This window comes from Streptomyces sp. NPDC033270 (assembly GCF_055576575.1).
The window spans coordinates 108,545-133,371 of the sequence record NZ_JBVIRA010000001.1 but is presented as its reverse complement, the minus strand read 5'-3'; the positions used below and the strand labels follow the sequence as shown (position 1 = coordinate 133,371).

Annotated in this window: 23 protein-coding genes; 17 read left to right on the top strand and 6 right to left on the bottom strand. The window is 74.0% G+C overall.

Annotation, left to right across the window (positions count from 1 at the left end; all coding sequences use genetic code 11):
• The first annotated feature begins 139 nt into the window (after nt 1-139).
• From ACZ5XZ_RS00610 to ACZ5XZ_RS00600, 3 genes are read left to right on the top strand one after another with little or no spacing between them, the layout of a single operon-like run.
• Nucleotides 140-1,822, top strand: a complete 1,683-nt coding sequence (locus tag ACZ5XZ_RS00610; protein ID WP_468972987.1) for an AMP-binding protein — start codon at nt 140-142, stop codon at nt 1,820-1,822.
• Between the two features lie 40 nt (nt 1,823-1,862).
• Nucleotides 1,863-3,110 (top strand): MFS transporter, encoded by a 1,248-nt coding sequence (locus tag ACZ5XZ_RS00605; protein ID WP_468972984.1) that lies wholly within the window; start codon nt 1,863-1,865, stop codon nt 3,108-3,110.
• A 38-nt stretch (nt 3,111-3,148) separates the two neighbouring features.
• Nucleotides 3,149-3,940, top strand: coding sequence for a uracil-DNA glycosylase (locus ACZ5XZ_RS00600; protein ID WP_468972981.1), 792 nt, complete (start codon nt 3,149-3,151; stop codon nt 3,938-3,940).
• Between the two features lie 104 nt (nt 3,941-4,044).
• Here the strand turns inward: ACZ5XZ_RS00600 and ACZ5XZ_RS00595 are convergent, their stop codons facing one another.
• Nucleotides 4,045-4,956 (bottom strand): SDR family oxidoreductase, encoded by a 912-nt coding sequence (locus ACZ5XZ_RS00595; protein ID WP_468972978.1) that lies wholly within the window; start codon nt 4,954-4,956, stop codon nt 4,045-4,047.
• Nucleotide 4,957: 1 nt separating this feature from the next.
• Complete coding sequence (locus ACZ5XZ_RS00590) at nt 4,958-5,764, bottom strand: SDR family oxidoreductase (protein ID WP_468972974.1); 807 nt, start codon at nt 5,762-5,764, stop codon at nt 4,958-4,960.
• 82 nt (nt 5,765-5,846) lie between these two features.
• Here ACZ5XZ_RS00590 and ACZ5XZ_RS00585 point away from each other — a divergent pair, with 82 nt between their 5' ends.
• Genes ACZ5XZ_RS00585 through ACZ5XZ_RS00570 form a run of 4 tightly spaced genes read left to right on the top strand, consistent with a single transcriptional unit; the run spans nt 5,847 to nt 9,254 of the window.
• Complete coding sequence (locus ACZ5XZ_RS00585) at nt 5,847-6,620, top strand: enoyl-CoA hydratase family protein (RefSeq protein WP_468972971.1); 774 nt, start codon at nt 5,847-5,849, stop codon at nt 6,618-6,620.
• A complete protein-coding gene (locus tag ACZ5XZ_RS00580) occupies nt 6,617-7,456 on the top strand; it encodes a CoA transferase subunit A (RefSeq protein WP_468972968.1) in 840 nt (279 codons plus the stop codon). The genes ACZ5XZ_RS00585 and ACZ5XZ_RS00580 overlap by 4 nt, the downstream gene beginning before the upstream one ends.
• The gene (locus ACZ5XZ_RS00575; protein WP_468972964.1) at nt 7,453-8,199 is read left to right on the top strand and encodes a CoA-transferase subunit beta; all 747 of its coding nucleotides are present in this window, start codon (nt 7,453-7,455) and stop codon (nt 8,197-8,199) included. The genes ACZ5XZ_RS00580 and ACZ5XZ_RS00575 overlap by 4 nt, the downstream gene beginning before the upstream one ends.
• Entirely contained in the window at nt 8,196-9,254 is a 1,059-nt protein-coding gene (locus tag ACZ5XZ_RS00570; protein WP_468972961.1) for an NAD(P)H-dependent flavin oxidoreductase, read from the top strand. The genes ACZ5XZ_RS00575 and ACZ5XZ_RS00570 overlap by 4 nt, the downstream gene beginning before the upstream one ends.
• Before the next feature lie 21 nt (nt 9,255-9,275).
• Here ACZ5XZ_RS00570 and ACZ5XZ_RS00565 read toward each other — a convergent pair whose 3' ends face one another.
• The 3 genes from ACZ5XZ_RS00565 to ACZ5XZ_RS00555 are packed head-to-tail and all read right to left on the bottom strand — an operon-like array spanning nt 9,276 to nt 11,829.
• A complete protein-coding gene (locus ACZ5XZ_RS00565) occupies nt 9,276-10,433 on the bottom strand; it encodes an acetyl-CoA C-acetyltransferase (RefSeq protein ID WP_468972956.1) in 1,158 nt (385 codons plus the stop codon).
• Between the two features lie 36 nt (nt 10,434-10,469).
• Complete coding sequence (locus ACZ5XZ_RS00560; RefSeq protein ID WP_468972953.1) at nt 10,470-11,054, bottom strand: TetR/AcrR family transcriptional regulator; 585 nt, start codon at nt 11,052-11,054, stop codon at nt 10,470-10,472.
• Nucleotides 11,047-11,829 carry an SDR family oxidoreductase gene (locus ACZ5XZ_RS00555; RefSeq protein ID WP_468972950.1) on the bottom strand — a complete coding sequence of 261 codons (783 nt, stop codon included), beginning with the start codon at nt 11,827-11,829 and terminating at the stop codon, nt 11,047-11,049. Before ACZ5XZ_RS00555 ends, ACZ5XZ_RS00560 begins: the two co-directional genes overlap by 8 nt.
• Before the next feature lie 79 nt (nt 11,830-11,908).
• Between ACZ5XZ_RS00555 and ACZ5XZ_RS00550 the strand changes: the two genes are divergently transcribed.
• Genes ACZ5XZ_RS00550 through ACZ5XZ_RS00540 form a run of 3 tightly spaced genes read left to right on the top strand, consistent with a single transcriptional unit; the run spans nt 11,909 to nt 14,990 of the window.
• Nucleotides 11,909-12,793: an enoyl-CoA hydratase gene (locus ACZ5XZ_RS00550; RefSeq protein WP_468972947.1), complete on the top strand. Its 885-nt coding sequence runs from the start codon at nt 11,909-11,911 to the stop codon at nt 12,791-12,793.
• Nucleotides 12,793-13,995 carry an acyl-CoA dehydrogenase family protein gene (locus tag ACZ5XZ_RS00545; RefSeq protein ID WP_468972944.1) on the top strand — a complete coding sequence of 401 codons (1,203 nt, stop codon included), beginning with the start codon at nt 12,793-12,795 and terminating at the stop codon, nt 13,993-13,995. Before ACZ5XZ_RS00550 ends, ACZ5XZ_RS00545 begins: the two co-directional genes overlap by 1 nt.
• Nucleotides 13,995-14,990 (top strand): acyl-CoA dehydrogenase family protein, encoded by a 996-nt coding sequence (locus tag ACZ5XZ_RS00540; protein ID WP_468972942.1) that lies wholly within the window; start codon nt 13,995-13,997, stop codon nt 14,988-14,990. The genes ACZ5XZ_RS00545 and ACZ5XZ_RS00540 overlap by 1 nt, the downstream gene beginning before the upstream one ends.
• Nucleotides 14,991-15,135: 145 nt before the next feature.
• Here ACZ5XZ_RS00540 and ACZ5XZ_RS00535 read toward each other — a convergent pair whose 3' ends face one another.
• Nucleotides 15,136-15,741 (bottom strand): PadR family transcriptional regulator, encoded by a 606-nt coding sequence (locus ACZ5XZ_RS00535; protein WP_468972939.1) that lies wholly within the window; start codon nt 15,739-15,741, stop codon nt 15,136-15,138.
• Nucleotides 15,742-15,893: 152 nt separating this feature from the next.
• Between ACZ5XZ_RS00535 and ACZ5XZ_RS00530 the strand changes: the two genes are divergently transcribed.
• From ACZ5XZ_RS00530 to ACZ5XZ_RS00500, 7 genes are all read left to right on the top strand, one after another.
• A complete protein-coding gene (locus tag ACZ5XZ_RS00530) occupies nt 15,894-17,021 on the top strand; it encodes an LLM class flavin-dependent oxidoreductase (protein WP_468972936.1) in 1,128 nt (375 codons plus the stop codon).
• Nucleotides 17,018-17,770, top strand: coding sequence for a glucose 1-dehydrogenase (locus ACZ5XZ_RS00525; RefSeq protein WP_468972933.1), 753 nt, complete (start codon nt 17,018-17,020; stop codon nt 17,768-17,770). The genes ACZ5XZ_RS00530 and ACZ5XZ_RS00525 overlap by 4 nt, the downstream gene beginning before the upstream one ends.
• A complete protein-coding gene (locus ACZ5XZ_RS00520; RefSeq protein WP_468972930.1) occupies nt 17,767-18,756 on the top strand; it encodes an alpha/beta hydrolase in 990 nt (329 codons plus the stop codon). The genes ACZ5XZ_RS00525 and ACZ5XZ_RS00520 overlap by 4 nt, the downstream gene beginning before the upstream one ends.
• A gap of 7 nt (nt 18,757-18,763) precedes the next feature.
• On the top strand, nt 18,764-21,019 hold the full coding sequence (locus tag ACZ5XZ_RS00515) for an FUSC family protein (RefSeq protein WP_468972927.1): 2,256 nt from the start codon (nt 18,764-18,766) through the stop codon (nt 21,017-21,019).
• Nucleotides 21,020-21,215: 196 nt separating this feature from the next.
• Nucleotides 21,216-23,777, top strand: coding sequence for an ATP-dependent Clp protease ATP-binding subunit (locus ACZ5XZ_RS00510; protein ID WP_468972924.1), 2,562 nt, complete (start codon nt 21,216-21,218; stop codon nt 23,775-23,777).
• A gap of 39 nt (nt 23,778-23,816) precedes the next feature.
• A complete protein-coding gene (locus ACZ5XZ_RS00505) occupies nt 23,817-24,329 on the top strand; it encodes a DUF6328 family protein (protein ID WP_468972921.1) in 513 nt (170 codons plus the stop codon).
• Between the two features lie 16 nt (nt 24,330-24,345).
• Nucleotides 24,346-24,696, top strand: coding sequence for a PRC-barrel domain containing protein (locus ACZ5XZ_RS00500; RefSeq protein WP_468972918.1), 351 nt, complete (start codon nt 24,346-24,348; stop codon nt 24,694-24,696).
• Nucleotides 24,697-24,827: the final 131 nt, after the last annotated feature.

The window sequence follows — 24,827 nt, the reverse complement described above, 5'->3', positions numbered from 1 at the left end:
GTGCGGCGGTCACGGAACGGCTGAGCCGACCACCGGCCGGACGCCGCCGGACCGGCCGTCCGGCGGCACCGGGCACCGCCCACTCCGCCCGGCCCGCCCCGGGTCACCGTTCCCGACCACCACGAGGGGGCTTCGCCACGTGAGTCAGCAACCACCGGCCCCGGCCGGCACCGCCGGGGAGTTCCTCCATGACTTCCTGCTCGCCGCCGGCCGGCACACCCCCGACGCCCCCGCCGTCGTCGAGTCCGCCCGGCCCGGCCCGACCACCGTCACCACCTACGCGCAACTGGGCGCCCTCGCGGACACGTACACGGACGGCCTGCACACCCTGGGCCTGGAGACCGGTGCCCGGGTGATCCTGGAGGCCGACACCACCGCACACTCCCTCGCGATACTGCTCGCCGCCTCCCGGACGGGCCTCGCCTTCGTCCCGGTGAGCCCGAAGACACCCGAGCAGCGGCTGCGTTCGATCATCAGCACCGCCCGGCCCGCCCTCCACCTCCAGGCATCCGACGGCGAGCGCACAGACCTCCCCCGGGCCCTGGCCACCGCTCGGTTCGGCCCGGGCGGACTGACCGTGGAGCACGCCCCCGAGCAGCGCCGGCCGAGGCGCCGGGAGCCCTGTGTCACCGACCCCGCGTACATCATCTTCACCTCGGGCACCACGGGACGGCCCAAGGGCGTGGTGATGAGCCACCGGGCGGTGGTCGCGTTCTACCGGGGCATGCTGGCGCACGGCATCGCCACACCCGAGGACCGCATCGCCAGCACCTCGCCCCTGCAGTTCGACTTCTCGCTGCTCAACATCGGCCTGGCGCTGGGCAGCGGCGCCAGTGTGGTGCCGGTACCGCCGGACCTGGTGCGCTGGCCCCGGCATCTGCTGCGGGTGCTGCGGGAGACCGAAGCCACCCAGGTCAACGGCGTACCGTCGATCTGGCGGCAGCCGCTGCGCCACGAGCCCCGGCGGCTGGCCGCCCTCGACCGGCTGCGCTCCGTCCTCTTCTGCGGCGAGGAGTTCCCGCTGCCCGAACTGCGCCGGCTCCAGCAGCTGCTGCCGAAGGTGCGGGTCATCAACTGCTACGGCGCCACCGAGTCGATGGCCTGCTCCTTCGAAGAGGTCCCCAACCCCCTCCCGGAGGACACGCACCGGCTCTCCATCGGCGTCGCGCATCCCGGAGCGGAGATGCTCCTCGTCGACGAGGACGGCGAGATCGTGGCGGAGCCCGGCGTACCCGGCGAGATCCATCTGCGCAGCCCCGCGCTCTTCTCCGGCTACTGGGACGATCCACAGGCCACCCGCCGGGCGCTGGTCCCCGACCCGCTGTGCCCGCAGTCCGGTCAGGTGGTGCTGCGCACCGGAGACCTGGCCGTGCGGGGAGCGGGCGGCGAGTTCTACTTCTGCGGCCGGACCGACTCCCAGGTCCAGATCAACGGCAACCGCGTCGAACTTGCCGAGGTGGAACGCCGGTTGACGCAGTACCCGGGCGTCGCCGCGGCGAGCGCGATGGCCCTGCCGCAGCCCGGGAGCGGCGGGCTCCAACTGACCGCCTTCGTCGTCCTGACGGCGGGTCGGCCCACGGTGGACACCGCGGACCTGGGCGCCTTCTGTGCCCGGGCGCTGCCCCCGTACATGGTTCCGCAGGAGATCCGGCTGCTGGACGCTCTGCCCACGACCCCGAACGGCAAGGTCGACCGCGCGGCCCTGGCACAGGGCACACAGCAGACAACAGCGGACGGCACCGGGACGGCCCCGGCGCCACCCCCCGCCCGGCACACCCCCGCTCCCCCGGCCCCCGCCGTGCTCCCCGGCCGCGGACACTGACGACCCCCACGCCCCGGAGAAGAGAGCCAAGGAGGGGACCATGAGCAGAATCGACGCGTCCGGCCCGACGGTCGGCGAGCCCCGCCCAGGGCGGCTGCGCGCCTACGTACGGGTGCGGGCGGGCGGGCTGCCCGCCGCGTTCTGGGTGCTGTGGGGCGGGTCCCTGGTCAACCGCCTGGGCTCGATGGTCAATCCGTTCCTGAGCCTGTATCTGACCGGCGTCAGGGGCCTGTCCGTCGCCGGCACCGGCATCGTCCTCGCCGTCGTCGGCATCGGCTCGGTCGTCTCCCAGCCGCTCGGCGGATTCCTCGCGGACCGCTTCGGCCGCCGGGTGGCGCTGACCGGCGGCATGCTGGCCAACGGCGCGACCCTGCTCACGCTCGGCTACGCCCGCAGCCTCACGGTGCTGGTGGTCTGCTGCTTCGTCCTCGGCGTCACGATCGACCTGTTCCGCCCCGCGGCCCAGGCCCTGGTCGCCGACGCGGTGCCGGCCGCCGACCGCACCCGCGCCTACGGCCTGCTGCTGTGGGCCGTCAACCTCGGCTTCTCGGTCGCCATGGTGCTCGGCGGCTACCTCGCCTCGCACGGCGGCCGACTGCTCTTCTGGCTCGACGCGGGAGCCTGTGCGTTCTTCGGACTGCTGGTCTGGCTCGCCATTCCCGAAACCCACCCGGCCGCCCGGGAACGTACCGCCGGCAGCTACCGCGCCGTCCTGCGCGACCGCGCGATGCTGGCCTTCGCCGGTCTCGTCGTCGGCTATGCGATCGTCTTCCAACAGGCCTTCGCCACCCTGCCGCTGGCGATGACCGGCACCGCGCTGTCCAGCAGCGCCTACGGCCTCGTCATGGGGATCAACGGCATCGTCGTCATCGTGATACAGCCGCTGATCGGCCACCGGCTGGCCGCCTACGACAAGAGCCGGGTGCTGGCCACCGGCTTCACGATCGCGGCCGGTGGCAACGCCGTGGCGGCCGCGGCCTCGGCGACCGCCGGCTACGCACTGGCCGTCGCGGTCTCCACCCTCGGCGAGATCCTGGTCTTCGCCGTCACCGCGGCCGTCGTCGCCGACCTCGCGCCCGCCCACCTCCGCGGCCGGTACAACGGCCTGATCGGCATGGCCTGGGGCACCGGATTCCTGATCGCGCCGATCGTCGGCACCCGACTCCTCGTCATCGGCCCCACCACCCTCTGGCTGACCTGCACCGCCCTGTGCCTGGCCGCGGCGCTGGGGCAGTTGGCGCTGGCCCCGTCGCTGCGCCGCCGCGCCGAGGCCGCCGCCGGAAGATGAGCGGCGGCGCCGCGTACGCGGTGGCCTACCTTGGGGGCATGGAGGAGACGGGGGCGGCGCAGTCGCCGCCGGACAGCGGCGAGGCCGGCTACCCGGCCTACTACGCGGCGCGCTGCGCCAGCCCGGCGGAGCTGGATGCGCATCTGGTGCGCTGCCGGGCCTGCCCCCGGCTGGTGCGCTGGCGGGAAGAGGTCGGGGCGCAGCCGCGGGCGGCGTTCCGGGACCAGGAGTACTGGGCGCGGCCGGTACCGGGATTCGGTCCCGCGGACGCGGCGCTGGCCGTCGTCGGACTGGCGCCCGCCGCGCACGGCGGCAACCGGACCGGCCGGATGTTCACCGGGGACGCGTCGGGCGACTTCCTGTTCGCCGCGCTGCACGAGGTGGGTCTCGCCTCCCTGCCCACCTCGACGCATCAGGGCGACGGGCTGGAGCTGTACGGGGTGCGGGTCACCGCTCCCGTGCACTGCGCCCCGCCGGCGAACAAGCCGACGCCGGCCGAGCGGCATACCTGCCGGCCCTGGCTGACGGCGGAGTTCGAGCTGCTCGCCCCCGGTCTCCGCGCGGTCGTCGTGCTGGGTGCCTTCGGCTGGCAGGCGCTGCTGCCGGTGCTCGGCGACGCGGGGTGGGAGCTGCCCCGGCCCCGGCCCGCCTTCGGCCACGGCGTGGAACTGACCCTGCCCGCCACCGGACGGCGGCAGCCGCTGCACGTCCTGGGGAGCTACCACCCCAGCCAGCGCAATGTGTTCACCGGCCGGCTCACCTCGGGCATGCTCGTCGAGGTGCTCACCCGGGCGGCGGCTCTCGCGGGGCTGCGTGCCGGACCGCGGTGAGGTAGCGCCCGGCGCGCCACCACGCGGAAGCTGAGCGTCGTGGGCGGCCGGGCCCGTGCGCCGCAAGCGGGTGGGACACCGACCGCCCCGCTCCGGGGCCCGCGTCACCGCGCCCCGTACACCGGGTGCGGATCCCCGGCCGCCGCCAGCAGCTCGCGGGCGTGCTCGCCCGCCTCCGCCGGGGTCCAGCGGCCGCCCTTGTCGGCGGTGGGGCCGCGGCGCCAGCCCTCCATGACGGTGATCCGGCCCGCTTCGGCCTCGAAGACGCGGCCGGTGACGCCGTCGCTGGCGGCGGAGGCGAGCCAGACCACCAGCGGGGAGACGTTGCCGGGGGCCATCGCGTCGAACTCCCCCTCGGCCGGCGCCGCCATCGTCTCGGCGAAGGTCTGCTCGGTCATGCGGGTGCGGGCGGAGGGGGCGATGGCGTTGATCTGTACGCCGTAGCGGCCCAGCTCGGCGGCGGCGACGAGGGTGAGGCCGAGGATGCCCGCCTTGGCGGCGGAGTAGTTGCCCTGGCCGACGCTGCCGAGCAGCCCGGCGCCCGAACTGGTGTTGATCACCCGGGCGTTGGGCGTGCGGCCGGCCCTGGCCTCGGCCCGCCAGTGGGCGGCGGCGTGCCGCAGCGGCAGGAAGTGGCCCTTGAGGTGGACGCGGACGACGGCGTCCCAGTCGTCCTCGTCGAGGTTGACCAGCATCCGGTCGCGCAGGAACCCGGCGTTGTTGACGAGGGCGTCGAGGCGGCCGAAGGAGTCCAGGGCGGCGGCGACGAGCGAGGCGGCGCCGTCGGCGGTGGTGATGTCGCCGGTGTGCGCGACGGCCCGGCCGCCGCTGGCCCGGATCTCCTCGACGACCTGCTGGGCCGGGCCGCGCGAGGCCCCGGCGCCGTCCGCGGTCACCCCCAGGTCGTTGACGACGACGGCGGCCCCTTCGGCGGCGAGGGCGAGTGCGTGGGCGCGGCCGAGGCCGCGGCCGGCCCCCGTGACGGCGACGGCGCGGCCGGCGCAGATTCCGGTCATCTCAGCTCTCCTCGGTGGAAGGGGGTGTGGCGGGGCGGTTGACGGTGGCGGCGTCGAGGAAGGCGGGGCGCTCCCCTCCGCCGTGGACGAGCAGGCTCGCACCGGTGAGGTACGCCGCCCGGTCGGAGGCGAGGAAGACCGCGGCGTCGCCGATCTCGGCGGGTTCGGCGAGCCGGCCGAGCGGTACGGTGGCGCCGACGGCGGCGACGCCCGCCTCGTCGCCGTAGTGCAGGGCGGTCAGTTCGGTGCGGACCATGCCCAGGACGAGGGTGTTGACCCGGACCTGTGGGGCCCATTCGACGGCCATGGTGCGGGCGAGGCTGTCCAGGCCCGCCTTGGCCGCGCCGTAGGCGGCGGTGCCGGGCGAGGGGCGGGTGCCACTGACACTGCCGATCATGATGATCGAGCCGCCGGCCGGCCGGCCGCGCATGACCTCGTACGCGGCGAGGGAGGCGGTCATCGGGGCGGTGAGGTTGAGTTCCAGGACGCGTGCGTGCCGTTCCGGGCCGGCCGCGCCGAGCAGGCGGTAGGGCGTCCCGCCGGCGTTGTTGACCAGGCAGTCGAGGCGGCCGTACTCCGTCGCGACCCGGGTGAAGAACTCCCCTACGGCGGGCGGATCGCGCAGGTCCAGCGGGCGGAAGCGGGCGGTGCGGCCGGCCGCGGTGACGGGGGTGTCCGGGGGCCGCCGGGCGCAGACCACGACCTCGGCCCCGGCGGTGAGGAACGAGCGGGCGATCCCCGCGCCGACGCCCCGGGTACCGCCGGTGACGACGGCGACCTGCCCGGACAGATCGAGAGTCAGGCTCACCCGGCACCCCTCCCGCAGCGCGCGATCCGCTGCTAACTTCGCTACCTAACAAACGCTTGGTGGAAAGGTAGCTGATCCGCTCATGGGTGTCTCCACCTCCAGGCCCGAGCCGGGCGTCGCGGTCGTCACCGTGGACTTCCCACCGGTCAACGCGCTTCCCGTGCACGGCTGGTACGACCTCGCCGACGCCGTGCGCGCCGCCGGCCGGGACCCCGGCATCCGCTGCGTGGTGCTCGCCGCCGAGGGGCGCGGCTTCAACGCGGGCGTCGACATCAAGGAGCTGCAGCGGGACACCGCCGAGGGCGGCCACGGTGCGCTGATCGACGCCAACCGCGGCTGTGCCGAGGCGTTCTCGGCGGTCTACGAGTGCGAGGTGCCGGTCGTCGCGGCGGTGCACGGGTTCTGCCTCGGCGGCGGCATCGGTCTCGCCGGGAACGCCGACGCGATCGTGGCGAGCGACGACGCGTCCTTCGGCCTGCCGGAGCTGGACCGCGGGGCGCTCGGCGCGGCCACGCATCTGGCCCGGCTGGTCCCCCAGCATCTGATGCGTACGCTCTACTACACCTCGCGCACCGCCACCGCCGCCGAACTGCGGGCGCACGGCTCCGTCTGGAAGGTCGTCCCGGGCGCCCGACTCCGGGACACGGCAGTGGAGTTGGCGTGCGAGATCGCGCGCAAGGACGGCGCTCTGCTGCGGCTCGCCAAGGCCGCCATCAACGGCATCGACCCCGTCGACGTGCGCCGCAGCTACCGCTTCGAGCAGGGGTTCACCTTCGAGGCGAACCTCGGCGGAGTCGCCGACCGGATCCGCGACACCTTCGGCACCGAGACCGGGCAGGGGGCCCAGAAGCCGTGACCGACAAGACCATGACCCCCGACGAGGCGGTCTCCCACCTGCGCAGCGGCATGACCGTCGGCATCGGCGGCTGGGGTTCGCGCCGCAAGCCGATGGCGCTGGTACGGGCGCTGCTCCGCTCCCCGGTCACCGATCTGACCGTCGTCGCCTACGGCGGGCCCGATGTCGGCCTGCTCGCCGCCGCGGGCCGGATCCGCAGGCTGATCGCCCCGTTCGCGACCCTGGACTCCATCCCGCTCGAACCGCACTTCCGCGCGGCCCGCCAGCGCGGGGAGTTCGAGCTGACGGAGGTCGACGAGGCGATGTTCATGTGGGGCCTGCGGGCCGCCGCCAACCGGCTGCCGTTCCTGCCCGTACGGGCCGGTATCGGCTCGGACGTGATGCGCGTCAACCCGGGCCTGCGGACGGTCACTTCGCCCTACGACGACGCGGAGACGTTCGTGGCCATGCCCGCGCTGCGGCTGGATGCGGCGCTGGTCCACGTCAACCGCGCCGACCGGCGCGGCAACGGCCAGTACCTGGGCCCCGACCCGTACTTCGACGACCTGTTCTGCGAGGCCGCGGACCGCGCCTACGTCGCGTGCGAGCGGCTGGTGGACGGCTTCGCGACGGCCGTCCCGCAGACCCTGCTCGTCAAGCGGCACTCGGTCACCGGAGTCGTCGAGACCCCCAACGGCGCCCACTTCACCTCCTGCGCCCCCGACTACGGCCGCGACGAACCCTTCCAGAAGCTCTACGCGACCACGCCCTGGCCACAGTTCGCCGAGCGGTTCCTGCACGGGGACGAGAAGAGCTACCAGTGCGCGGTCCGGACCTGGCACGAGGAGCAGCGATGAGGACGACCTCCACGGCAACCCGCGCCGAGTACTGCGTGATCGCCTGCGCCGACGCCTGGCGCGGCAACGGCGAGGTGCTCGCCAGCCCGATGGGGCTGATCCCGTCCGTCGGCGCCCGGCTCGCCAAGCACACCTTCTCGCCGGACCTGCTGCTCACCGACGGCGAGGCGAGGCTGGTGGGCCTCGACGGGGAGACCGAGGGCTGGCTGCCCTACCGCCAGCACCTGGCCATGGTCACCGGCGGCAGGCGGCACGTCATGATGGGCGCCAGTCAGCTGGACCGCTTCGGCAACCAGAACATTTCCTGCATCGGTGACTGGCGGCGGCCGGCCCGCCAGCTGCTGGGCGTGCGCGGGGCACCCGTCAACACCCTCAACAATCCGGTCAGTTACTGGGTGCCCAGGCACTCCACCCGGGTCTTCGTCGAGAAGGTCGACATGATCAGCGGGGTGGGCTACGACAGCGCGGCCGCCGCCGGGCCGTCCGCGACCCGCTACCATCACCTCCCCCGCGTGGTCTCCAACCTGGGGGTCTTCGACTTCGCGACGGCGGACCACGCGATGCGGCTCGCCTCGGTCCACCCCGGTGTCACCGTCGAGGAGGTCCGGCGGGCCACCGGATTCCCGCTCGTACTGCCCGACGAGGTGCCCCGCACCCGGGAGCCCTCCGAGGCGGAGCTGCGGCTGATCCGCGAGGTCATCGACCCCGAGGGGCTGCGCGAACGCGAGGTGCCGACGGTATGACGACCCCCCGGATCGCCACTGCGCTGACCGAGCTCGTCGGGGTGCGGCACCCGCTCGTACAGACCGGCATGGGGTGGGTGGCGGGACCCCGGCTGGTCTCGGCCGCCGCCGACGCCGGGGCCCTGGGCATCCTCGCCTCGGCCACCATGACCGTCGAGCAGCTGCGTTCGGCGGTCCGCGAGGTCAAGTCCCGTACGGATGCGCCCTTCGGTGTCAATCTGCGGGCCGACGCCGGCGACGCGGGCGAGCGCGTCGGGGTCATCGTGGCGGAGGGCGTACGGGTCGCCTCCTTCGCGCTGGCCCCGTCCCGTGAGCTGATCGCCCGGCTCAAGGAGGCGGGAGTGATCGTCATTCCGTCCGTCGGGGCCCGCCGGCACGCCGAGAAGGTCGCCGCCTGGGGCGCGGACGCGGTCGTCGTGCAGGGCGGTGAGGGCGGCGGCCACACCGGGAACGTGGCCACGAGCGTGCTGCTGCCCCAGGTCGTGGACGCGGTCGGGATCCCGGTGATCGCCGCGGGCGGCTTCTTCGACGGCCGGGGCCTGGTCGCGGCGCTCGCCTACGGCGCGGCCGGAATCGCCATGGGCACCCGCTTCCTGCTGACGTCGGACAGCACGGTGCCGCCGGCGGTACAGGCCCGCTATCTGCAGGCGGCGGTGCAGGACATCACCGTCACCACGAAGGTCGACGGGCTGCCGCACCGGATGCTGCGCAGCGAACTGGTCGCGGCGCTGGAGCGGTCCGGGCGCACCGCGGCGCTACTGAGGGCGGTGCGCCATGCCGCGTCGTTCCGGAAGCTGTCCGGGCTGAGCTGGACCCGGATGGTCCGGGACGGCCTGGCGATGAAGCACGGCAAGGAACTGTCCTGGAGCCAGGTCCTGCTCGCGGCCAACACCCCGATGCTGCTGCGGGCGTCGATGGTGGAGGGCCGCACCGACCTCGGGGTGATGGCCGCGGGCCAGGTCGCCGGTCTGATCGAGGATCTGCCGTCCTGCGCGGAACTCGTCGACCGGATCATGACCGAGGCGCACGGCACGCTCGCCGCCCTGCCGCGCTGAGTCACCCGCCGGCGCGGCCGGTCACAGCCGCTCGATGATGGTGACGTTGGCCTGCCCGCCCCCCTCGCACATGGTCTGCAGCCCGAACCGGCCGCCGGTGCGCTCCAGTTCGTGCAGCAGCGTCGTCATCAGCCGTACGCCGGTCGCGCCCAGCGGGTGGCCCAGGGCGATGGCGCCGCCGTTGACGTTGACCCGCTCGGGGTCGGCGCCGGTCTCCTTGAGCCAGGCCAGCACCACGGGCGCGAACGCCTCGTTGATCTCGACCAGGTCGATGTCGTCGATCGTCATGCCCGCCTTCTTCAGCGCGTACGCCGTCGCGGGGATGGGTGCGGTCAGCATCCGGATGGGGTCCTCGCCCCGTACCGACAGATGGTGGATGCGGGCCCGCGGGGTCAGGCCGTGTTCGGCCACCGCGCGCTCGGAGGCGAGCAGCATGGCGGCCGCGCCGTCGGAGACCTGCGAGGAGACCGCGGCGGTCAGCCGGCCGCCCTCGACGACGGGCGCCAGCTCGGCCATCCTCTCCAGCGAGGTGGTGCGGCGCGGGCCCTCGTCGACGGTGACGACCCCGAACGGGACGATCTCGCGGTCGAAGCGGCCCTCGTCGATGGCGCGCAGGGCCCGCCGATGGGAGCGGAGCGCGAACTCCTCCATGTCCGTGCGGGTGAGGTGCCACTTCGTGGCGATCAGTTCGGCGCCGTGGAACTGGTTGACGGGCTGCTCGCCGTAACGGGCCCGCCACCCCGCGGAACCGGCGAACGGGCCCTCGGTGAGTCCCAGCGGTTCGGCGGCCTGCCGGCTGGCGAAGGCGATCGGGATCTGCGACATGTTCTGCACTCCGCCCGCGACGACCAGGTCCTGGGTACCGGAGAGCACCCCCTGGGCGGCGAAGTGGACGGCCTGCTGGGAGGAGCCGCACTGGCGGTCGACGGTGACGCCGGGCACCTCCTCGGGCAGCCCGGCGGCCAGCCAGCAGGTGCGGGCGATGTCCCCGGCCTGCGGCCCCACGGCGTCCAGGCAGCCGAAGACGACGTCCTCGACGGCGGCCGGGTCGGCGCCGGTGCGCGCCATCAGCGCGCTCAGCACATGGGCGCCGAGGTCGGCGGGGTGGACGCCGGACAGACCGCCGCCCCTCTTGCCGACCGGGGTGCGGACCGCCTCGACGATGTAGGCCTCGGACATGGTGGTCTCCTTGGTCAGATTCTGCGGATCGGCCGGTCAGTTCCGCAAGGCGATGCCGTCCAGCACCATCGACAGGTACTGGCGGGCGATCTCCTCGGGGCGGTGCCGTGCGCCCGGCCGGTACCAGGAGGCGGCCACCCAGACGGTGTCGCGGACGAACCGGTACGTCAGCCGGATGTCGAGGTCGGCGCGGAAGACCCCGTCGGCCACTCCCCGCTCCAGCGTGCCCAGCCAGGCCTTTTCGAATTTCCGCTGGGAGTCGGCGAGGTAGCCGAAGCGGGGCTGGTGGGCGGCGAGGTGCCTGGCCTCCTTCTGGTAGATCGCGACGGCCGCGCGGTGCCGGTCGATCTCCCGGAAGGACTCGGTGACCAGCGCCTCGATCGTCTCCCGCGGCCCGAGCGACGCGGCGAGCACCGCGTCATAGCCGTCCCACAGCTCCTCCAGGAACGTGGACAGGATCTCGTCCAGCATCGATTCCTTGGAATCGAAGTGGTAGTAGAGGCTGCCCGCGAGCATCCCGACCGCGTCCGCGATCTGCCGGACCGTGGTCGCGTCGTAGCCCTGGACGGCGAACACCTCCGCGGCGGCGGCGAGGAGTTCGCGGCGGCGCTCCTCAGGCATGCTGGGAGCTGACGGACACGGTTTCGCCGGTCATGTACGAGGCGTAGTCGCCGGCCAGGAAGACGATGACGTTGGCGACCTCCCAGGGTTCGGCGTGGCGTCCGAACGCCTCCCGCTCGGTGAGTTCGGCGAGCAGCTCGGGGGTGGTCACCTTCACCAGGTGCGGGTGCATCGCGAGGCTGGGCGAGACCGCGTTGATCCGTACGCCGTACGCGGCGGCTTCCACGGCGGCGCAGCGGGTCAGTGCCATCACCCCGGCCTTGGCGGCGGCGTAGTGGGCCTGGCCGCGCTGGGCGCGCCAGCCGACGACGGAGGCGTTGTTGACGATCACGCCGCCGCGGCCGGCGCGCCGCATCCGGCGCAGCGCGGCCCGGGTGCAGCGGAAGGTGCCGTTCAGGGTCACGTCGAGGACCTTGCTCCACTGCGCGTCGGTCATCTCGACGAGGTCGGCGGTGCCGCCGAGCCCGGCGTTGTTGACCACGATGTCGAGCCGGCCGTGGCGCTGTTCGGCCAGCTCCAGCAGGGCGCCCACCTGCTCTTCGTCGGTGACGTCGCAGGGCAGGGCCGCGACCTTGTCCGCGCCGAACTCGGCGGCGAGCGCCTCGGCGCTCTCCGTCAGCCGCCGCGCGTGGCTGTCGCCGACGACGATCCGGGCGCCCTCCTCCAAGAAGCGCCGGGCGGTGGCGCCGCCGATGCCGGCCCCGGCGGCCGCGGTGATGACGGCGCTGCGGCCGGCGAGCAGAGCGTGGCCGGGCACATAGGGGGGCGGTGTCATACGCGAGCCTCCTTGGGCCTCGACGCTGCTCCTGGCCGTACGTTAACCTACCAAACACTTGTTAGGGAAGGAGGGGCGGATGCCCGCTGCCCACGACGACGAGCCCGTGCGCTACGCACGCCAGGGCCCGGTCGCGACCGTCACCATGAACCGCCCGGACTACCGCAACGCCCAGAACTCCGCGATGACCTACGCCCTGGACCGCGCCTTGTACCGCGCCGCGGACGACGACGAGGTCAAGGTCGTCGTCCTCGCCGGCGAGGGCCGGCACTTCTCCGCGGGCCATGACATCGGCACCCCCGGGCGCGATGCGCACCTTCCCTTCGACCGCACGGCCGGGCTGTGGTGGGACCACTCGGACAAGGCGGGCGCGGAGAGCCGGTTCGCCCGTGAGTCGGAGGTCTATCTCGGCATGTGCCGCCGCTGGCGGGAGCTGCCCAAGCCGGTGCTCGCCGCGGTCCAAGGGGCCTGTGTGGCGGGCGGATTGATGCTCGCCTGGGTCTGCGATCTGATCGTCGCCGCCGATGACGCCTTCTTCGCCGATCCGGTCGTACGGATGGGGATACCCGGCGTCGAGTACTTCGCCCACCCGTGGGTGATGCCGCCGCGGATCGCCAAGGAGTTCCTGTACACCGGGGACCGGATGAGCGCTCGGCGGGCGTACGAGGTGGGCATGGTCAACCGTGTGGTGCCGCGCGCCGAACTGGCCGACCGTACACAGGAACTGGCGCTGCGCATCGCGGAGATGCCCCGGCTGGGCCTGGCGCTGACCAAGCGCGCCGTCAACCAGGCCGAGGACCTCCAGGGGCTGCACGGCGGCCTGGACTCGGTCTTCGGCCTGCACCATCTCGCGCACGCCCACAACGCCGAGACGGCCGCGGACCCGCTGGGCGGCATGGACATCCACGCGATGCGGCGGCACGCCGCGCAGCGGCAGCCGTCCTCCCCGGAGGCCGGAGCCTGATGGACCTCGCCTTCACCGCCGCGGAGGACGCCTTCCGGGCCGAGGCCCGGGCCTGGCTCGCGGAGCACGTACCCGCAGCCCCGCTGCCGTCGCTGGAGACCGCACGGGGCTTCGCCGCCCACCGGGAGTGGGAGCGCCGGCTCTTCGCGGACCGCTGGTCGGCGGTCTCCTGGCCCGAGGAGTACGGCGGCCGGGGCGCCTCGATCCTGCAGTGGCTGATCTTCGAGGAGGAGTACTACGCCGCGGGCGCCCCCGGCCGGGTCGGCCAGAACGGCATCAACCTCCTGGCCCCCACCCTCTTCGAGCACGGCACCGAGGAGCAGCGCGCCCGGGTCCTGGGCCCCATGGCGAGCGGCGAGGTGATCTGGGCCCAGGCCTGGTCGGAGCCGGAGTCGGGCTCGGACCTGGCGTCGCTGCGCTCGACGGCCGTACGCACCGACGGCGGCTGGCTGCTGAACGGTCTGAAGACCTGGTCGTCGCGGGCCGCCTTCGCCGACCGCGCCTTCGGCCTGTTCCGCAGCGACCCGGACACCGCCCGGCCGCACCAGGGCCTGACCTATCTGATGTTCCCGCTGGACGCGCCCGGAGTGACGGTGCGCCCCATCGGCCGCCTCGACGGCAAGCCCGCCTTCGCCGAACTCTCCCTGGACGGGGTGTTCGTGCCCGACGCGGAGGTCATCGGCGAGCCGGGGCAGGGCTGGCGGGTGGCGATGAGCACCGCGGGCAACGAGCGCGGTCTGACGCTGCGCAGTCCGGGCCGCTTCACGGCGGCCGCCGAGCGACTGGCCGCGCTGTGGCGCCGGTCTCCCGAGGCCGCCGGCTCCCTCGGCGACCGGGTGGCCGACGCGCTGATCGGCGCCCGTGCGTACCAGCTCCACACCTACGCCCAGGCCTCCCGGCTCACGGCCGGCGACGGGGACGCCCCCGGCCGGGCGCGACCGGGCGGGGCGGACCTCGGCGCCGCCTCGAGCCTGACCAAGGTCTTCTGGTCCGAACTGGACCTCGCGCTGCATGAGACGGCGCTGGACCTGCTCGGCCCGTACGGCGCGCTCGCCGACGACGCCGACGAGGCGCCCGCGCACGGGCGGTGGGCCGAGGGCTACACCTTCTCGCTCGCCGGGCCGATCTACGCCGGCACCAATGAGATCCAGCGCGACATCATCGCCGAGCGGTTGCTCGGCCTGCCGAAGGGACGCCGGTGATGCGCTTCCTGACGACCGAGGAGCAGCGGGAGTTCGCCCGTACGCTGGACGGCATGCTGGCGGCGTCCGGCACCGCGGCGGCGGCACGGGCCTGGGCGCGCGGGGACACCGGGCCCGGCCGGGCGCTGTGGGCGCGGATCGCGGCGGCGGGGGTGTTCGGGCTCGCCGTATCGGAGAAGCACGGCGGGATGGGCTGGCTGCCGATCGAACTGGTCGTCGCCTTCCAGGAGTTGGGGCGTCACGCGGTGCCGGGTCCCCTAGTGGAGACGGTGGCGGCGGCGGTGCTGTGGGACCGGCTCGGCGAGGACGCCGGGGCCGAGGTCCAGGCCGGCGAATGGCTGCCGCGGATCGCCTCCGGCGACGCCGTGGTCAGCCTGTGCGCCGACACGCCGTACGCCCTGGACGCGGCGGCCGCCGACGCCGTCCTCGCCGTCCAGGGCGACACGGTCCGCCGTGCGGCAACGCACGGCCCCGTTCAGCCCTGTCTCGATCCGGCCCGGCGGCCGGCCCGCCCGCGCGGCGGCACCGTCCTGGCCGACGGGCCGGCGGCGGGTGCGGCCGCCGCGCACGCCGTCGACGTGGCACGGCTGCTCACCGCCGCGCAGTCGCTGGGCCTCGGCCGCGCCCTGCTGGCCGAGACGGTCGCCTACGTCAAGCAACGCACCCAGTTCGGGGTGGCCATCGGCTCGTTCCAGGCGGTCAAGCACCGGCTGGCGGACGCCCTCATCGGGCTGGAGTTCGCGCAGCCGCTGGTGTACGCGGCGGCGCTGGCGGTGGCGGCGGACGCGCCGTCGGCCCGCCGGGAGGTGGCGGCGGCGAAGGTCGCCGCGGGCGAGGCCGGATACGCCGCGGCCCGTACCGCGCTCCAGCTGCACGGCGCCCTGGGGTACACCGAGGAGCTGGACCTCTCCCTGTGGATCCGCAAGGCGCGCCCGCTGCGGGACGCCTGGGGGACGCCGTCGGAATGCCGGGCGCTGGTCCTCGCACGTACCTGAGTTCACGTCATATCTGATCCGACGTCACAGTTCCCCCCCCCAGGAGGGGAGTTCATCCAGGACGGGACTCTGCCGACGCAGCTCCCAGGCGGGACTGTGCGGGCACCCTCTAGGGCCTTTCCGACCCCGACCCATCGGACAGGCCCTAGCGCCGCCCGCCGTCCATCTCGTCCAGGTCGGCCAGCATCGCGTCCGCCAGGTCCCGCTCGGCGGTGTAGAACCGCTCGGACCACTTCAGGACGAGCGAGGGGTAGGCCCAGGCCTCCTCGGCGCGGGCGCTCTCGACGTCCACCTCGGCGCGCTGCCGCATCGCCTCCGCGTACTCCCGGTGCCGGCCGAGCACTTCACGCATCCGGTCGGCCTCCAGCAGATGGCCGAGCCACAGCCGCAGCATCACCCCGTGCTTGAGGACCGGGGGCTCCACCGGCGCCTCGCGCGCCCAGTGCCGGACCGCCGCCATCCCCTCGTCGGTGATCACATAGACCCGCTTGTCGCGGTTGCCGGTCTCCTGGGCGACCATCCGCGAGCTGACATAGCCGACGTTCTCCAGGCGCTTGAGCTCGCCGTAGATCTGGCTGAAGGACGGGCTCCAGTAGAAGAAGCGCAGCGAGCCGTCCGACCACTTCTTCAGGTCGTAGCCGGACAGCTCCTCGCCGAAGGAGAGCAGCCCCAGCACCGCCCAGCTGGTCGCCGGCAGTGCCGGCCGCTCCGCATCGCCGGCGTTCGCCGCGCCCGCCCTCGTCTCCGTCACGTGCCGCAGTCTACGGTCCGCGTCCGCCCGCACCCCGGCTGCAGCCGGGCCGGAGGGCGGGCGGCGCGAGGGGCGGGCGGGTCAACTCCCTTCCGATGTCCAGGTGTTACTGCTAGACATATTTCTATTCGAAATACCCTGAAGGGAGTTTCGTGAAATTCTCGATGATCTTCGAGGCGCAACTCGCCGACCCCGCCCCCGAGCACGAGCGCCGGGTCCTCCACGACTGCGTCGAACAGGCCGTGCACGCCGAGGCGATGGGCTTCGACCGGATCTGGGCGGTCGAGCACCACGCCCTCCGCCAGTACGCGCACATGAGCGCGTCCGAGATCTTTCTGACCTGGGTCGCCGCGCGGACCGCACGGATCCGCATCGGCCATGGCGTGGTGACCATGCCCTTCGGCTACCAGCACCCCGTCCGGGTCGCCGAGCGCGCCGCGATGCTCGACGTACTCTCCGGCGGACGCGTCGACATCGGCGCCGGCCGGGGCGCCACCCGGCAGGAGATGGCCATGTTCGGGGTGCGGCCCGAGGACACCCAGCCGCAGCTGGAGGAGGCGCTGCGGATCCTCGCCGGCGCCTGGCGCAGCGAGACCTTCGAGTGGCACGGGTCGATCGACATCGGTCCCGGCGCGGTCCTCCCCCGGCCCGTTCAGGCCCCGCACCCGCCGCTGTTCATGGCCTGCAGCAGGCACGAGAGCCTCCGGCGCGCCGCCGAACTGGGCGTCGGCGCACTGGTGATGGGCTTCGCGGGCGCCGACGACGTACGGGCCATGCGCACGATCTACGACGAGGCGATCGCCGCCCGCAGCGGCGCGCACTTCGTCGGCGAGCGGCCCCACGACCATCTGTCCGCGCTGTGTCCCACGATCGTGCTGGACGACGCCGCCGCCGCGTACCAGATCGGGACCCGCGGTCAGCGGTTCTTCGCCGAGGCGATCGCCCACTGGTACGGCGACGGGCCCGCGCCGAGGGCCTACGCGCAGGACGAGGACCATGTCGAGGCGCTGGCGCGGCGCCGGGCACAGCTCGTCGCCCGGCTCGACGAGGCGAACATCCCGGCGCGGCCGGTCGACACCGGTCCCTACAACGCCCGGCACGCGTACGGCTGTGCCGAGGACGCCATCGCCTACGTCGAGCGGCTGCGGGCGATCGGGGTGGACGAGGTGATGTGCCTGATCCAGATGGGCACCGTGCCGCAGGAGGTGTGTCTGGAGACCATCCGGCAGTGGGGCGAGCGGGTCATCCCGCACTTCCGTGCGCTCGGGGAGCGGGCATGAGCGCCGGCGGGGAGCGGCTGGACGGCAAGGTGGCGGTGATCACCGGTGCCGGGCGGGGCCAGGGCGCGGCCGAGGCGCGGCTGTTCGTCGCGTCCGGGGCGCGGGTGGTGCTCGGCGACGTACGGGTGGCGGAGGGCCGGGCGGTCGCCGCGGAACTGGGGGACGCCGCGGTGTTCGTCCCGCACGACGTGACCGACGCGGGCGGCTGGCAGCGTGTGACCGAGGCCGCGGTCGCGTCCTTCGGGCGGCTCGACATCCTGGTCAACAACGCGGCGGTGTGGCACGCCGCGCCCGTCGACAAGGAGACCGAGGAGGACTTCGCGCGGGTGCTGCGGGTGAACCTGACCGGCTCCTTCCTCGGCATCAAGGCGGTGGTCCCGGAGCTGCGCAGGGCCGGCGGCGGGTCGATCATCACCATCTCCTCGACGGCCGGGCTCAGGGGGATCGCGGGGCACGCGGCCTACGGGGCGAGCAAGTTCGGGCTGCGCGGGCTGACCAGGTCCGCCGCGCTCGATCTGGCCGGCGACCGGATCCGGGTCAACTCCGTACACCCCGGAGTGATCGACACCCCCATGGTGGCGCATGCGCTGGGCACGGCTCCCGGGGACCGGGAGTGGCCGCGGGTGCCGTGGCGCCGCGTCGGCCGGCCGGACGAGGTGGCCCACCTGGTCCGCTTCCTGGCCTGCGACGCCTCCTCGTACATCACCGGTGCCGAGTTCGCGGTGGACGGCGGGCTGACCACAGGATGAGCCGGCCGACCGCCTCGCCCGATCCGCTCCCGCCCCTCGCGCGCCGGATCGCCGACGCGATGTCGGCGCGGTTCCCCGACCCCGCCCGCGGGCCGCTGGACATCGCGTCGTTGCGCCGTGCCTCCGGCACCGGGGCCGGGCCCCGTCCCGGCCCGGCGGACGGTGTGGACACCCTCGACCGCCGGGTCCCCGGACCGCCCGGCGCGCCCGCCGTCCCCGTACGCCTCTACCGCCCGCGGGCCCAAGCCACCGGGCCCGGCCCGCTCCTGGTGTTCTTCCACGGCGGCGGATGGGTGATGTGCGACCTCGACACCCATGACGCGACCTGCCGTCAACTCGCCCTGCGCAGTGGCGCGTCGGTGGTCTCGGTGGCCTATCGGACGGCTCCCGAGGCGCGCTTCCCGGCAGCCGTGGAGGACGCCTACGCGGCCACGGTATGGGCCGTCGCGCAGGCGGACCGGCTGGGGTGCGACCCGGCGCGGGTGGCCGTCGGGGGCGACTCCAGCGGGGGCGGGCTCGCCGCCGCGGTCACGCTGATGGCCCGCGACCGCGGCGGCCCCCCGCTCGCGGCCCAGCTCCTGCTCTACCCGGCCCTCGACCACCGCCTGACCAGCGCGTCCGCGGCCGACTACGCGACCGGCTTCTTCCACACCACGGCCCATATGCGCTGGTACTGGCGGCAGTATCTGGGCCCGGACGGCGACGGCTGTCATCCGTACGCCTCCCCCGGCCTGGCTCCGGACCTGACCGGGCTGCCGCCCGCGCTGCTGGTCCTGCCCGAGTGCGATCCGCTGCGGGACGAAGGACGGGCCTACGGCCGCGCGCTACGACAGGCGGGCGTGCCGGCCCGGGTCGAGGAGCACCGCGGGACCTTCCACGGGTTCCTGGGTGCGCTCGGGGCGCTGCCGGCCGCGGAGCGTGCGTGCGACGCGGCCGGCGGCTGGCTCGGCGGCGTGGGCTGCGGGCCCCGGGCCGCCGGCCAATAGTGGAGAGGTGAGGCCGCGGCAGGAAGTCTCCGCACGGCATGGCCCGGGGCGTGCGGCCGGCGGGCCCGGCGCGGCGGTGCCGCGCGCGCACCGGTCGGTGGTCGGCAACGCGCTGCGGGTTACCGCCGCGTCCTGCGTCGCCTTCTACGTCTGCCGCTACGGGCTCGACCTGGCCGTGATGTCGGTGTACGCGACGTTCACCGTGGTCGCGCTCGGGGCGCTCGCCCGCATCCCGGGATCCGGGCGGCAGCGCGCCGCGACCGTCCTGACCGCGCTCCCCGCGGGCCTGGCGCTGCTGACGCTCGGCACCCTGCTGGCCGTCGCGACCTGGGCAGCCGTCCTGGGCATGCTCGTCATCGGCTTCCTAGTCGCCTACGCGGGCACCACCGGGCCGCGGATCGCCGGCGCGGCTCCCGGGATGCAGCTGCTGTACATCCTCCCGTGCTTCCCGCCGTACGCCCCGGACACCCTGGGCCAGCGGCTGTCCGGCTTCGTGCTGGGCGCCGTGCTGCTCGCGCTGGCCGAGCGCCTCGTGCTGCCCGAACCGGACACCCCCTCCTTCCGGCGGCTGCTGGCCGAGGCCGCCGACGCCGCCGCGGGCCTGGCGGACCACCACGGCGGGGTGGTCCCCGAGCCGGCCCTGGCGCGGGCGCGCACGGCCGCCGACGCCCTGCGGCCCGCCCGCGTACCGCCGGCCGACCTGCCCTCCTCCCCCACCCTCGCCCACAAGGCGATGGCACACGCCGCCGAGGCGGTCCGCACCCTGCTGGCCCGGCTGGCGGCCCTGCACGCCGTGGCCGGGGGCCGGCATGCCTACCGCCCGGAGACGGTCGCGCTGCTCCAGGGCATCAGCGAAGCGGCCCGTGCGGCGGCCGTGGCGCTGCGGCGGGGCGGGCGGCTGCGGCCCGGCGAGGGGCCGTCGCCCGAGGCGCTGCAGCGCGAGCTGGCGCCGGCCCGCGCCCACCGGGCACTGGACTCCCTGGAGCTGCTGAGCGGCGACGACCGGCTGGTCTTCCTGCGCCGCAGGTCCCAGGTCGTCCAGGCCGCCGACGCCGCGGTCGTCCTGGTGCTGGCCACCCGGCTGCTGCTCGGTGACCGCGGCGTGGACCGCGACCGCGCCGGACACGCCTTCGGTTACGCCCGGGCGCACGCCCCCGAGCTGTGGTGGCGGCGGCTGACCACCCACCTCACCCCCCGCTCGGTGATCTTCCAGAACGCCTGCCGGTTCGCGCTCGGCCTGGCGGCGGCCCGTGCCGTCGCCGGACTCCTCGACCTGCAGCACGGCTTCTGGGTCCTGCTCGCGACGCTGACGCTGACCCGTACGACGAGCCTGGAGACCCGCTCCGCGGTCCGGCAGGCGCTGATCGGCACGCTGGTCGGCGCACTGCTGGCCGGCGGGCTGCTCGCCGCGGTCCACGACCGGGCGGCGGTGTACGCGGTGCTGCTGCCGCTGGTGATGCTGCCGGCCTTCATCGCGGGACCGCTGCGCGGGCTGGCCTGGGCCCAGGGCGGCTTCACCCTGGTCGTCGCCACGCTGTTCGCGCAGGTCTCCCCCGTCACCTGGCAGCTCGCCCCGGTGCGGCTGTTGGACGTGCTGGCCGGCAGCCTCATCGGGCTGGCCTGCGGGCTGGTGGCCTGGCCGCGGGGCGCGGGGCGGGAGGTCAGCCGCAGTATGGCCGGCGTGTGCTCGGCCGTCGCCGACGCCGTCGGGCGGACCGTCGCCCACATCGTGGCGCCCACCAGGACGGCCGACGCTCCGGGCACCACGTCCCCGGCCGGGGCCACCGGCGCGGCCGACATCGGCGGCATCGTCGCGATCAACCGTGCGCTGGCGCTGGCGCAGGAGAGCCTGGCCCAGTACCAGAGCGAGCCGCGGCAGGAGACCGCCCGGCAGCCGGACTGGCCCGCGGTGCTGGTCGCCGGGGCGGACGCCCGGCGCGGCGAACGGCTGCTGCCCGGCCGCCCCGGCAGGATCACCCACCACGAGGTCGGCGCCTGGCTGCAACGGGCGGCCGGCGACACCGCGGCCGACTACCGCGCCCTGGCCCATCGCCTGTGCGCCGACGACGCCGGCACCGGGGACCAGCGGCCCCCGCCGCGCCCCACGCTCGACATCCGCGCCCTGCTGGCCGTCGCCCCGCCCATCCCGCGCGACAGCCCCGACCGGGAGGCCCGTGCGCTCTCCGCCGCCCTCCTGCTCGACTCGGTCATCTGGCTGGACGCGCTCACCGCCGATCTGACCCGCATCCACCAGGAGATGTGACAGGACGCCGTGCGGTGGCTCCCGGCCCGCCCGGGTGCGGATGGGGCTGTGGGAGCCGATCCTGAAGCAGAGCAGTGGCGGGTGACGTGTGACGCCTCGTCCCCCGGGCACCCGCCAGGCAGGAGCCCGAAGGCAACCCAAGGAACCCGGCAAGGCAGCATGTCGCGGTACCGCCGTGACAGCGGAACGGACACACATGAGCAATGGATTCATGGGTCCGGAGGGTTACGGCCCGGACCCGTTCAGTGAATTCCTCGCGCGCTTCCTCGGCGGTGGCGCGACGTCCGGGAGCGGCGAGCCGGGGCAGCCCGTACCCCGCCAGGCCGACATCGCACGCCTGATGAGCGGGCCCGCCCGGGACCTGGTGACCTCCGCGGCCAACTACGCCGCCGAGCACGGCAGCCCCGAGCTCGGTACCGAGCACCTGCTGCGGGCGGCGCTGTCCGCCGAACCGACCCGCACACTGCTGCGGCAGGCCGGCGCGGACCCCGACGCGCTCGCGGCGGAGATCGACCGCAGCGCCGGCGAGGGCCCCAAGCAGTCCAGCGTCGCGGTCACCCCCGCGGTCAAACGGGCGCTGCTGGGCGCGCACGAGCTGGCGCGGGACAACGGGGCGTCGTACATCGGGCCCGAGCATGTGCTCGACGCGCTGGCGGCCAACCCCGACTCGGCGGCCGGACGCATCCTGAACCTCGCCCACTTCGACCCGCAGGCCGCCGCCCAGAGCGGTCACGGGCCCCAGCACGGAGGAGCCGAGCACGGCGCCGCGCCCAAGCACGACACCCCCACCCTCGACAAGTACAGCCGCGATCTGACCGATCTCGCCCGGGCCGGCCGGATCGACCCGGTCATCGGCCGCGAGGAGCAGATCGAGCAGACCATCGAGGTGCTCTCCCGCCGGGGGAAGAACAACCCGGTGCTGGTCGGCGACGCGGGTGTCGGCAAGACCGCGATCGTGGAGGGCCTGGCGCAGCGGCTCGCCGACGGGGACGTGCCGGACACCCTGGCGGGCCGGCGCGTGGTCGCCCTGGACCTGACCGCGGTCCTCGCCGGCACGCGCTACCGCGGCGACTTCGAGGAGCGGATGAACGGGATCATGGAGGAGGTCCGCACCCACCCCGAATCGCTGATCGTCTTCATCGACGAGCTGCACACGGTCGTCGGGGCCGGCGGCGGCAGCGGCGACGGCGGTTCGCTGGAGGCGAGCAACATGCTCAAGCCCGCTCTGGCCCGCGGCGAGATGCATGTCATCGGCGCCACCACGCTGGAGGAGTACCGGCGGCACATCGAGAAGGACCCCGCCCTGGCCCGCCGCTTCCAGCCGATCCTGGTGCCCGAGCCGTCGGTCGCCGACACGGTGCAGATCCTGCGCGGGCTGCAGGACCGCTACGAGGCGCACCACCAGGTGCGCTACACCAACGAGGCGCTGCTCGCGGCGGTCGAGCTCTCCGACCGCTACATCCCGCACCGCTTCCTGCCGGACAAGGCCATCGACCTGATCGACCAGGCGGGCGCCCGGGTCCGACTGCGTTCGGGCGCCAAGACCACCGACGTACGGGCGCTGGAGCGGGAGGTGGAGCAGCTGGCCGTGGACAAGGACCAGGCGGTCGCCGCGGAGCAGTACGAGCGGGCCACCGAGCTGCGGGACCGGATCACTGCGCTCACCACGCGGATCGAGGCGGCCCAGGGCGCGGCGCCGAGCGGTGACGGCCGGATCGTGATGGTCACCGCGGAGGACATCGCCGAGATCGTGTCGCGGCAGACCGGTGTGCCGGTGAGCAGTCTGACGCAGGAGGAGAAGGAGCTGCTGCTCGGCCTGGAGGACCGGCTGCACACCCGCGTCATCGGGCAGGACGACGCGGTCACTGCGGTCTCCGAGGCGATCCTGCGGTCGCGGGCCGGGCTCGCCGACCCCAACCGCCCGATCGGCAGCTTCCTCTTCCTCGGCCCCACTGGCGTGGGCAAGACCGAACTGGCCCGGGCACTCGCCGAGGCCCTGTTCGGCAGCGAGGAGCGCATGGTGCGGCTGGACATGAGCGAGTTCCAGGAGCGGCACACCGTCAGCCGGCTGGTGGGCGCCCCTCCGGGATACGTCGGGCATGAGGACGCCGGCCAGTTGACCGAGGCGGTGCGTCACCACCCGTACTCGCTGCTGCTGCTCGACGAGGTGGAGAAGGCCCACCCGGACATCTTCAACATGCTGCTGCAGGTGCTCGACGACGGGCATCTGACCGACTCCCAGGGCCGTACGGTCGACTTCAAGAACACCGTGATCGTGATGACCAGCAACCTCGGCTCGGACGCGCTCAGCGGCGGTCGCGGGGTGCTCGGCTTCGGCGCGGAGATCTCGGGGACGCCGGGCGGCGACGGGGCCCGGCAGCGAGCGCTGGCCAGCCTGCGCGAGCACTTCCGCCCGGAGTTCCTCAACCGGCTCGACGAGATCATCGTCTTCCACCGGCTCAGCGACGCCCAGTTGCAGCAGATCACCGGTCTGCTGCTGGGGGGCACCAGGCGCCGGCTGGAGGCCCAGGACATCTCCGTGGAGTTCGCCCCCGAGGCCGTGGACTGGCTCACCCACCGCGGTCACCAGCCCGAGTACGGGGCACGGCCGCTGCGCCGCATCATCCAGCGCGAGGTCGACAACGCGCTCTCGCGGCTGCTGCTGGACGGTGCGCTGTCGGCCGGGGACGAGGTGCGGGTGGAGGTGCGGGACAACGAGCTGGCGTTTCGCACCACCGAGAAGAGCGAGCGGGCGTAGCCGCGCGGCCGGGCGGATGCAAAGGCAGGTGAGGCCGGGGTGAAATCGGAGCCGCTGGGGCCGCGCCAGACGGCCGACGGCCGTCATGAGACGCCGGAGGAGCGCGCCGACCGACGGTGGATCGAACTGCTGCAGGAGGTGCGGGTCATCCAGACCGGCGTGCAGATCCTCTTCGGCTTCCTGCTCACCGTCGTGTTCACGCCGCGCTTCGTCACGCTCGGGCAGACCGACAAGGCCATCTACGTGGTGACGGTGCTGCTGGGCGCGGCCACCACCGGCGCGTTGGTCGGCACGGTGACGTTCCACCGGTTCGTCACCGGGCACCGGCTCAAGCCCGAGACGGTGGTCTGGGCGTCGCGGCTGGCCCTGGTCGGGATCGTCCTTCTGCTGGCGACGGTCGCCTCGGCGCTGCTGCTGATCCTGCGCATGGCGATGGACGACACCGCCGTCCCGTGGATCGTCGCGGGACTCGCCGCCTGGTTCATGGTGTGCTGGTTCGCGCTGCCCGCCTGGGCCCTGCGCCGCTACACCCGCACCACACCGAAGAAGTGAGAGGAGAGGTGTCGCTGTGACGGACAGCATCTGGCGTTACCAGGACTCGGTGGAGCGCCGGGCCGGGACCGATCTCACCGGCTACTCGGTCGAGGCGATCGACGGCACCGTCGGGACGGTCGAGGCGTACGTCGACGAGGCCGGCGCCGCGTGTCTGGTCGTCGACACCCATGTGTGGATCTTCGGCCGGCACGTCCTGCTGCCGGCCGGCGTGGTCTCCTCGATCGACCACGACCGGGGCACGGTCTATCTCGCCCGTACGAAGAAGGACATCGAGGACGCACCGGAGTTCGACCGGGAGAAGCACATCGGCGACGACGAGTACCACCGGCTGCTCGCCGGGTACTACGGCGCTCCGCACGCCTGAGGCGCCGCGCCCGTCCACCGGGCCGGCGAAGGGGGGGGGGGGGGGGGGGGGGGGGGGGGGGGGGGGGGGGGGGGGGGGGGGGCGTGGGGGGGGGGGGGGGGGGGGGGGGAGCGCCCAACTCGCTGACGCCA

Coding starts and splice junctions, on each gene's coding strand:
- ACZ5XZ_RS00605 (WP_468972984.1), top strand. CDS start 1,863: ATGAGCAGAATCGACGCGTCCGGCCCGACGGTCGGCGAGCCCCGCCCA.
- ACZ5XZ_RS00600 (WP_468972981.1), top strand. CDS start 3,149: ATGGAGGAGACGGGGGCGGCGCAGTCGCCGCCGGACAGCGGCGAGGCC.
- ACZ5XZ_RS00595 (WP_468972978.1), bottom strand. CDS start 4,956: ATGACCGGAATCTGCGCCGGCCGCGCCGTCGCCGTCACGGGGGCCGGC.
- ACZ5XZ_RS00585 (WP_468972971.1), top strand. CDS start 5,847: ATGGGTGTCTCCACCTCCAGGCCCGAGCCGGGCGTCGCGGTCGTCACC.
- ACZ5XZ_RS00575 (WP_468972964.1), top strand. CDS start 7,453: ATGAGGACGACCTCCACGGCAACCCGCGCCGAGTACTGCGTGATCGCC.
- ACZ5XZ_RS00570 (WP_468972961.1), top strand. CDS start 8,196: ATGACGACCCCCCGGATCGCCACTGCGCTGACCGAGCTCGTCGGGGTG.
- ACZ5XZ_RS00565 (WP_468972956.1), bottom strand. CDS start 10,433: ATGTCCGAGGCCTACATCGTCGAGGCGGTCCGCACCCCGGTCGGCAAG.
- ACZ5XZ_RS00560 (WP_468972953.1), bottom strand. CDS start 11,054: ATGCCTGAGGAGCGCCGCCGCGAACTCCTCGCCGCCGCCGCGGAGGTG.
- ACZ5XZ_RS00555 (WP_468972950.1), bottom strand. CDS start 11,829: ATGACACCGCCCCCCTATGTGCCCGGCCACGCTCTGCTCGCCGGCCGC.
- ACZ5XZ_RS00550 (WP_468972947.1), top strand. CDS start 11,909: ATGCCCGCTGCCCACGACGACGAGCCCGTGCGCTACGCACGCCAGGGC.
- ACZ5XZ_RS00545 (WP_468972944.1), top strand. CDS start 12,793: ATGGACCTCGCCTTCACCGCCGCGGAGGACGCCTTCCGGGCCGAGGCC.
- ACZ5XZ_RS00540 (WP_468972942.1), top strand. CDS start 13,995: ATGCGCTTCCTGACGACCGAGGAGCAGCGGGAGTTCGCCCGTACGCTG.
- ACZ5XZ_RS00525 (WP_468972933.1), top strand. CDS start 17,018: ATGAGCGCCGGCGGGGAGCGGCTGGACGGCAAGGTGGCGGTGATCACC.
- ACZ5XZ_RS00520 (WP_468972930.1), top strand. CDS start 17,767: ATGAGCCGGCCGACCGCCTCGCCCGATCCGCTCCCGCCCCTCGCGCGC.
- ACZ5XZ_RS00510 (WP_468972924.1), top strand. CDS start 21,216: ATGAGCAATGGATTCATGGGTCCGGAGGGTTACGGCCCGGACCCGTTC.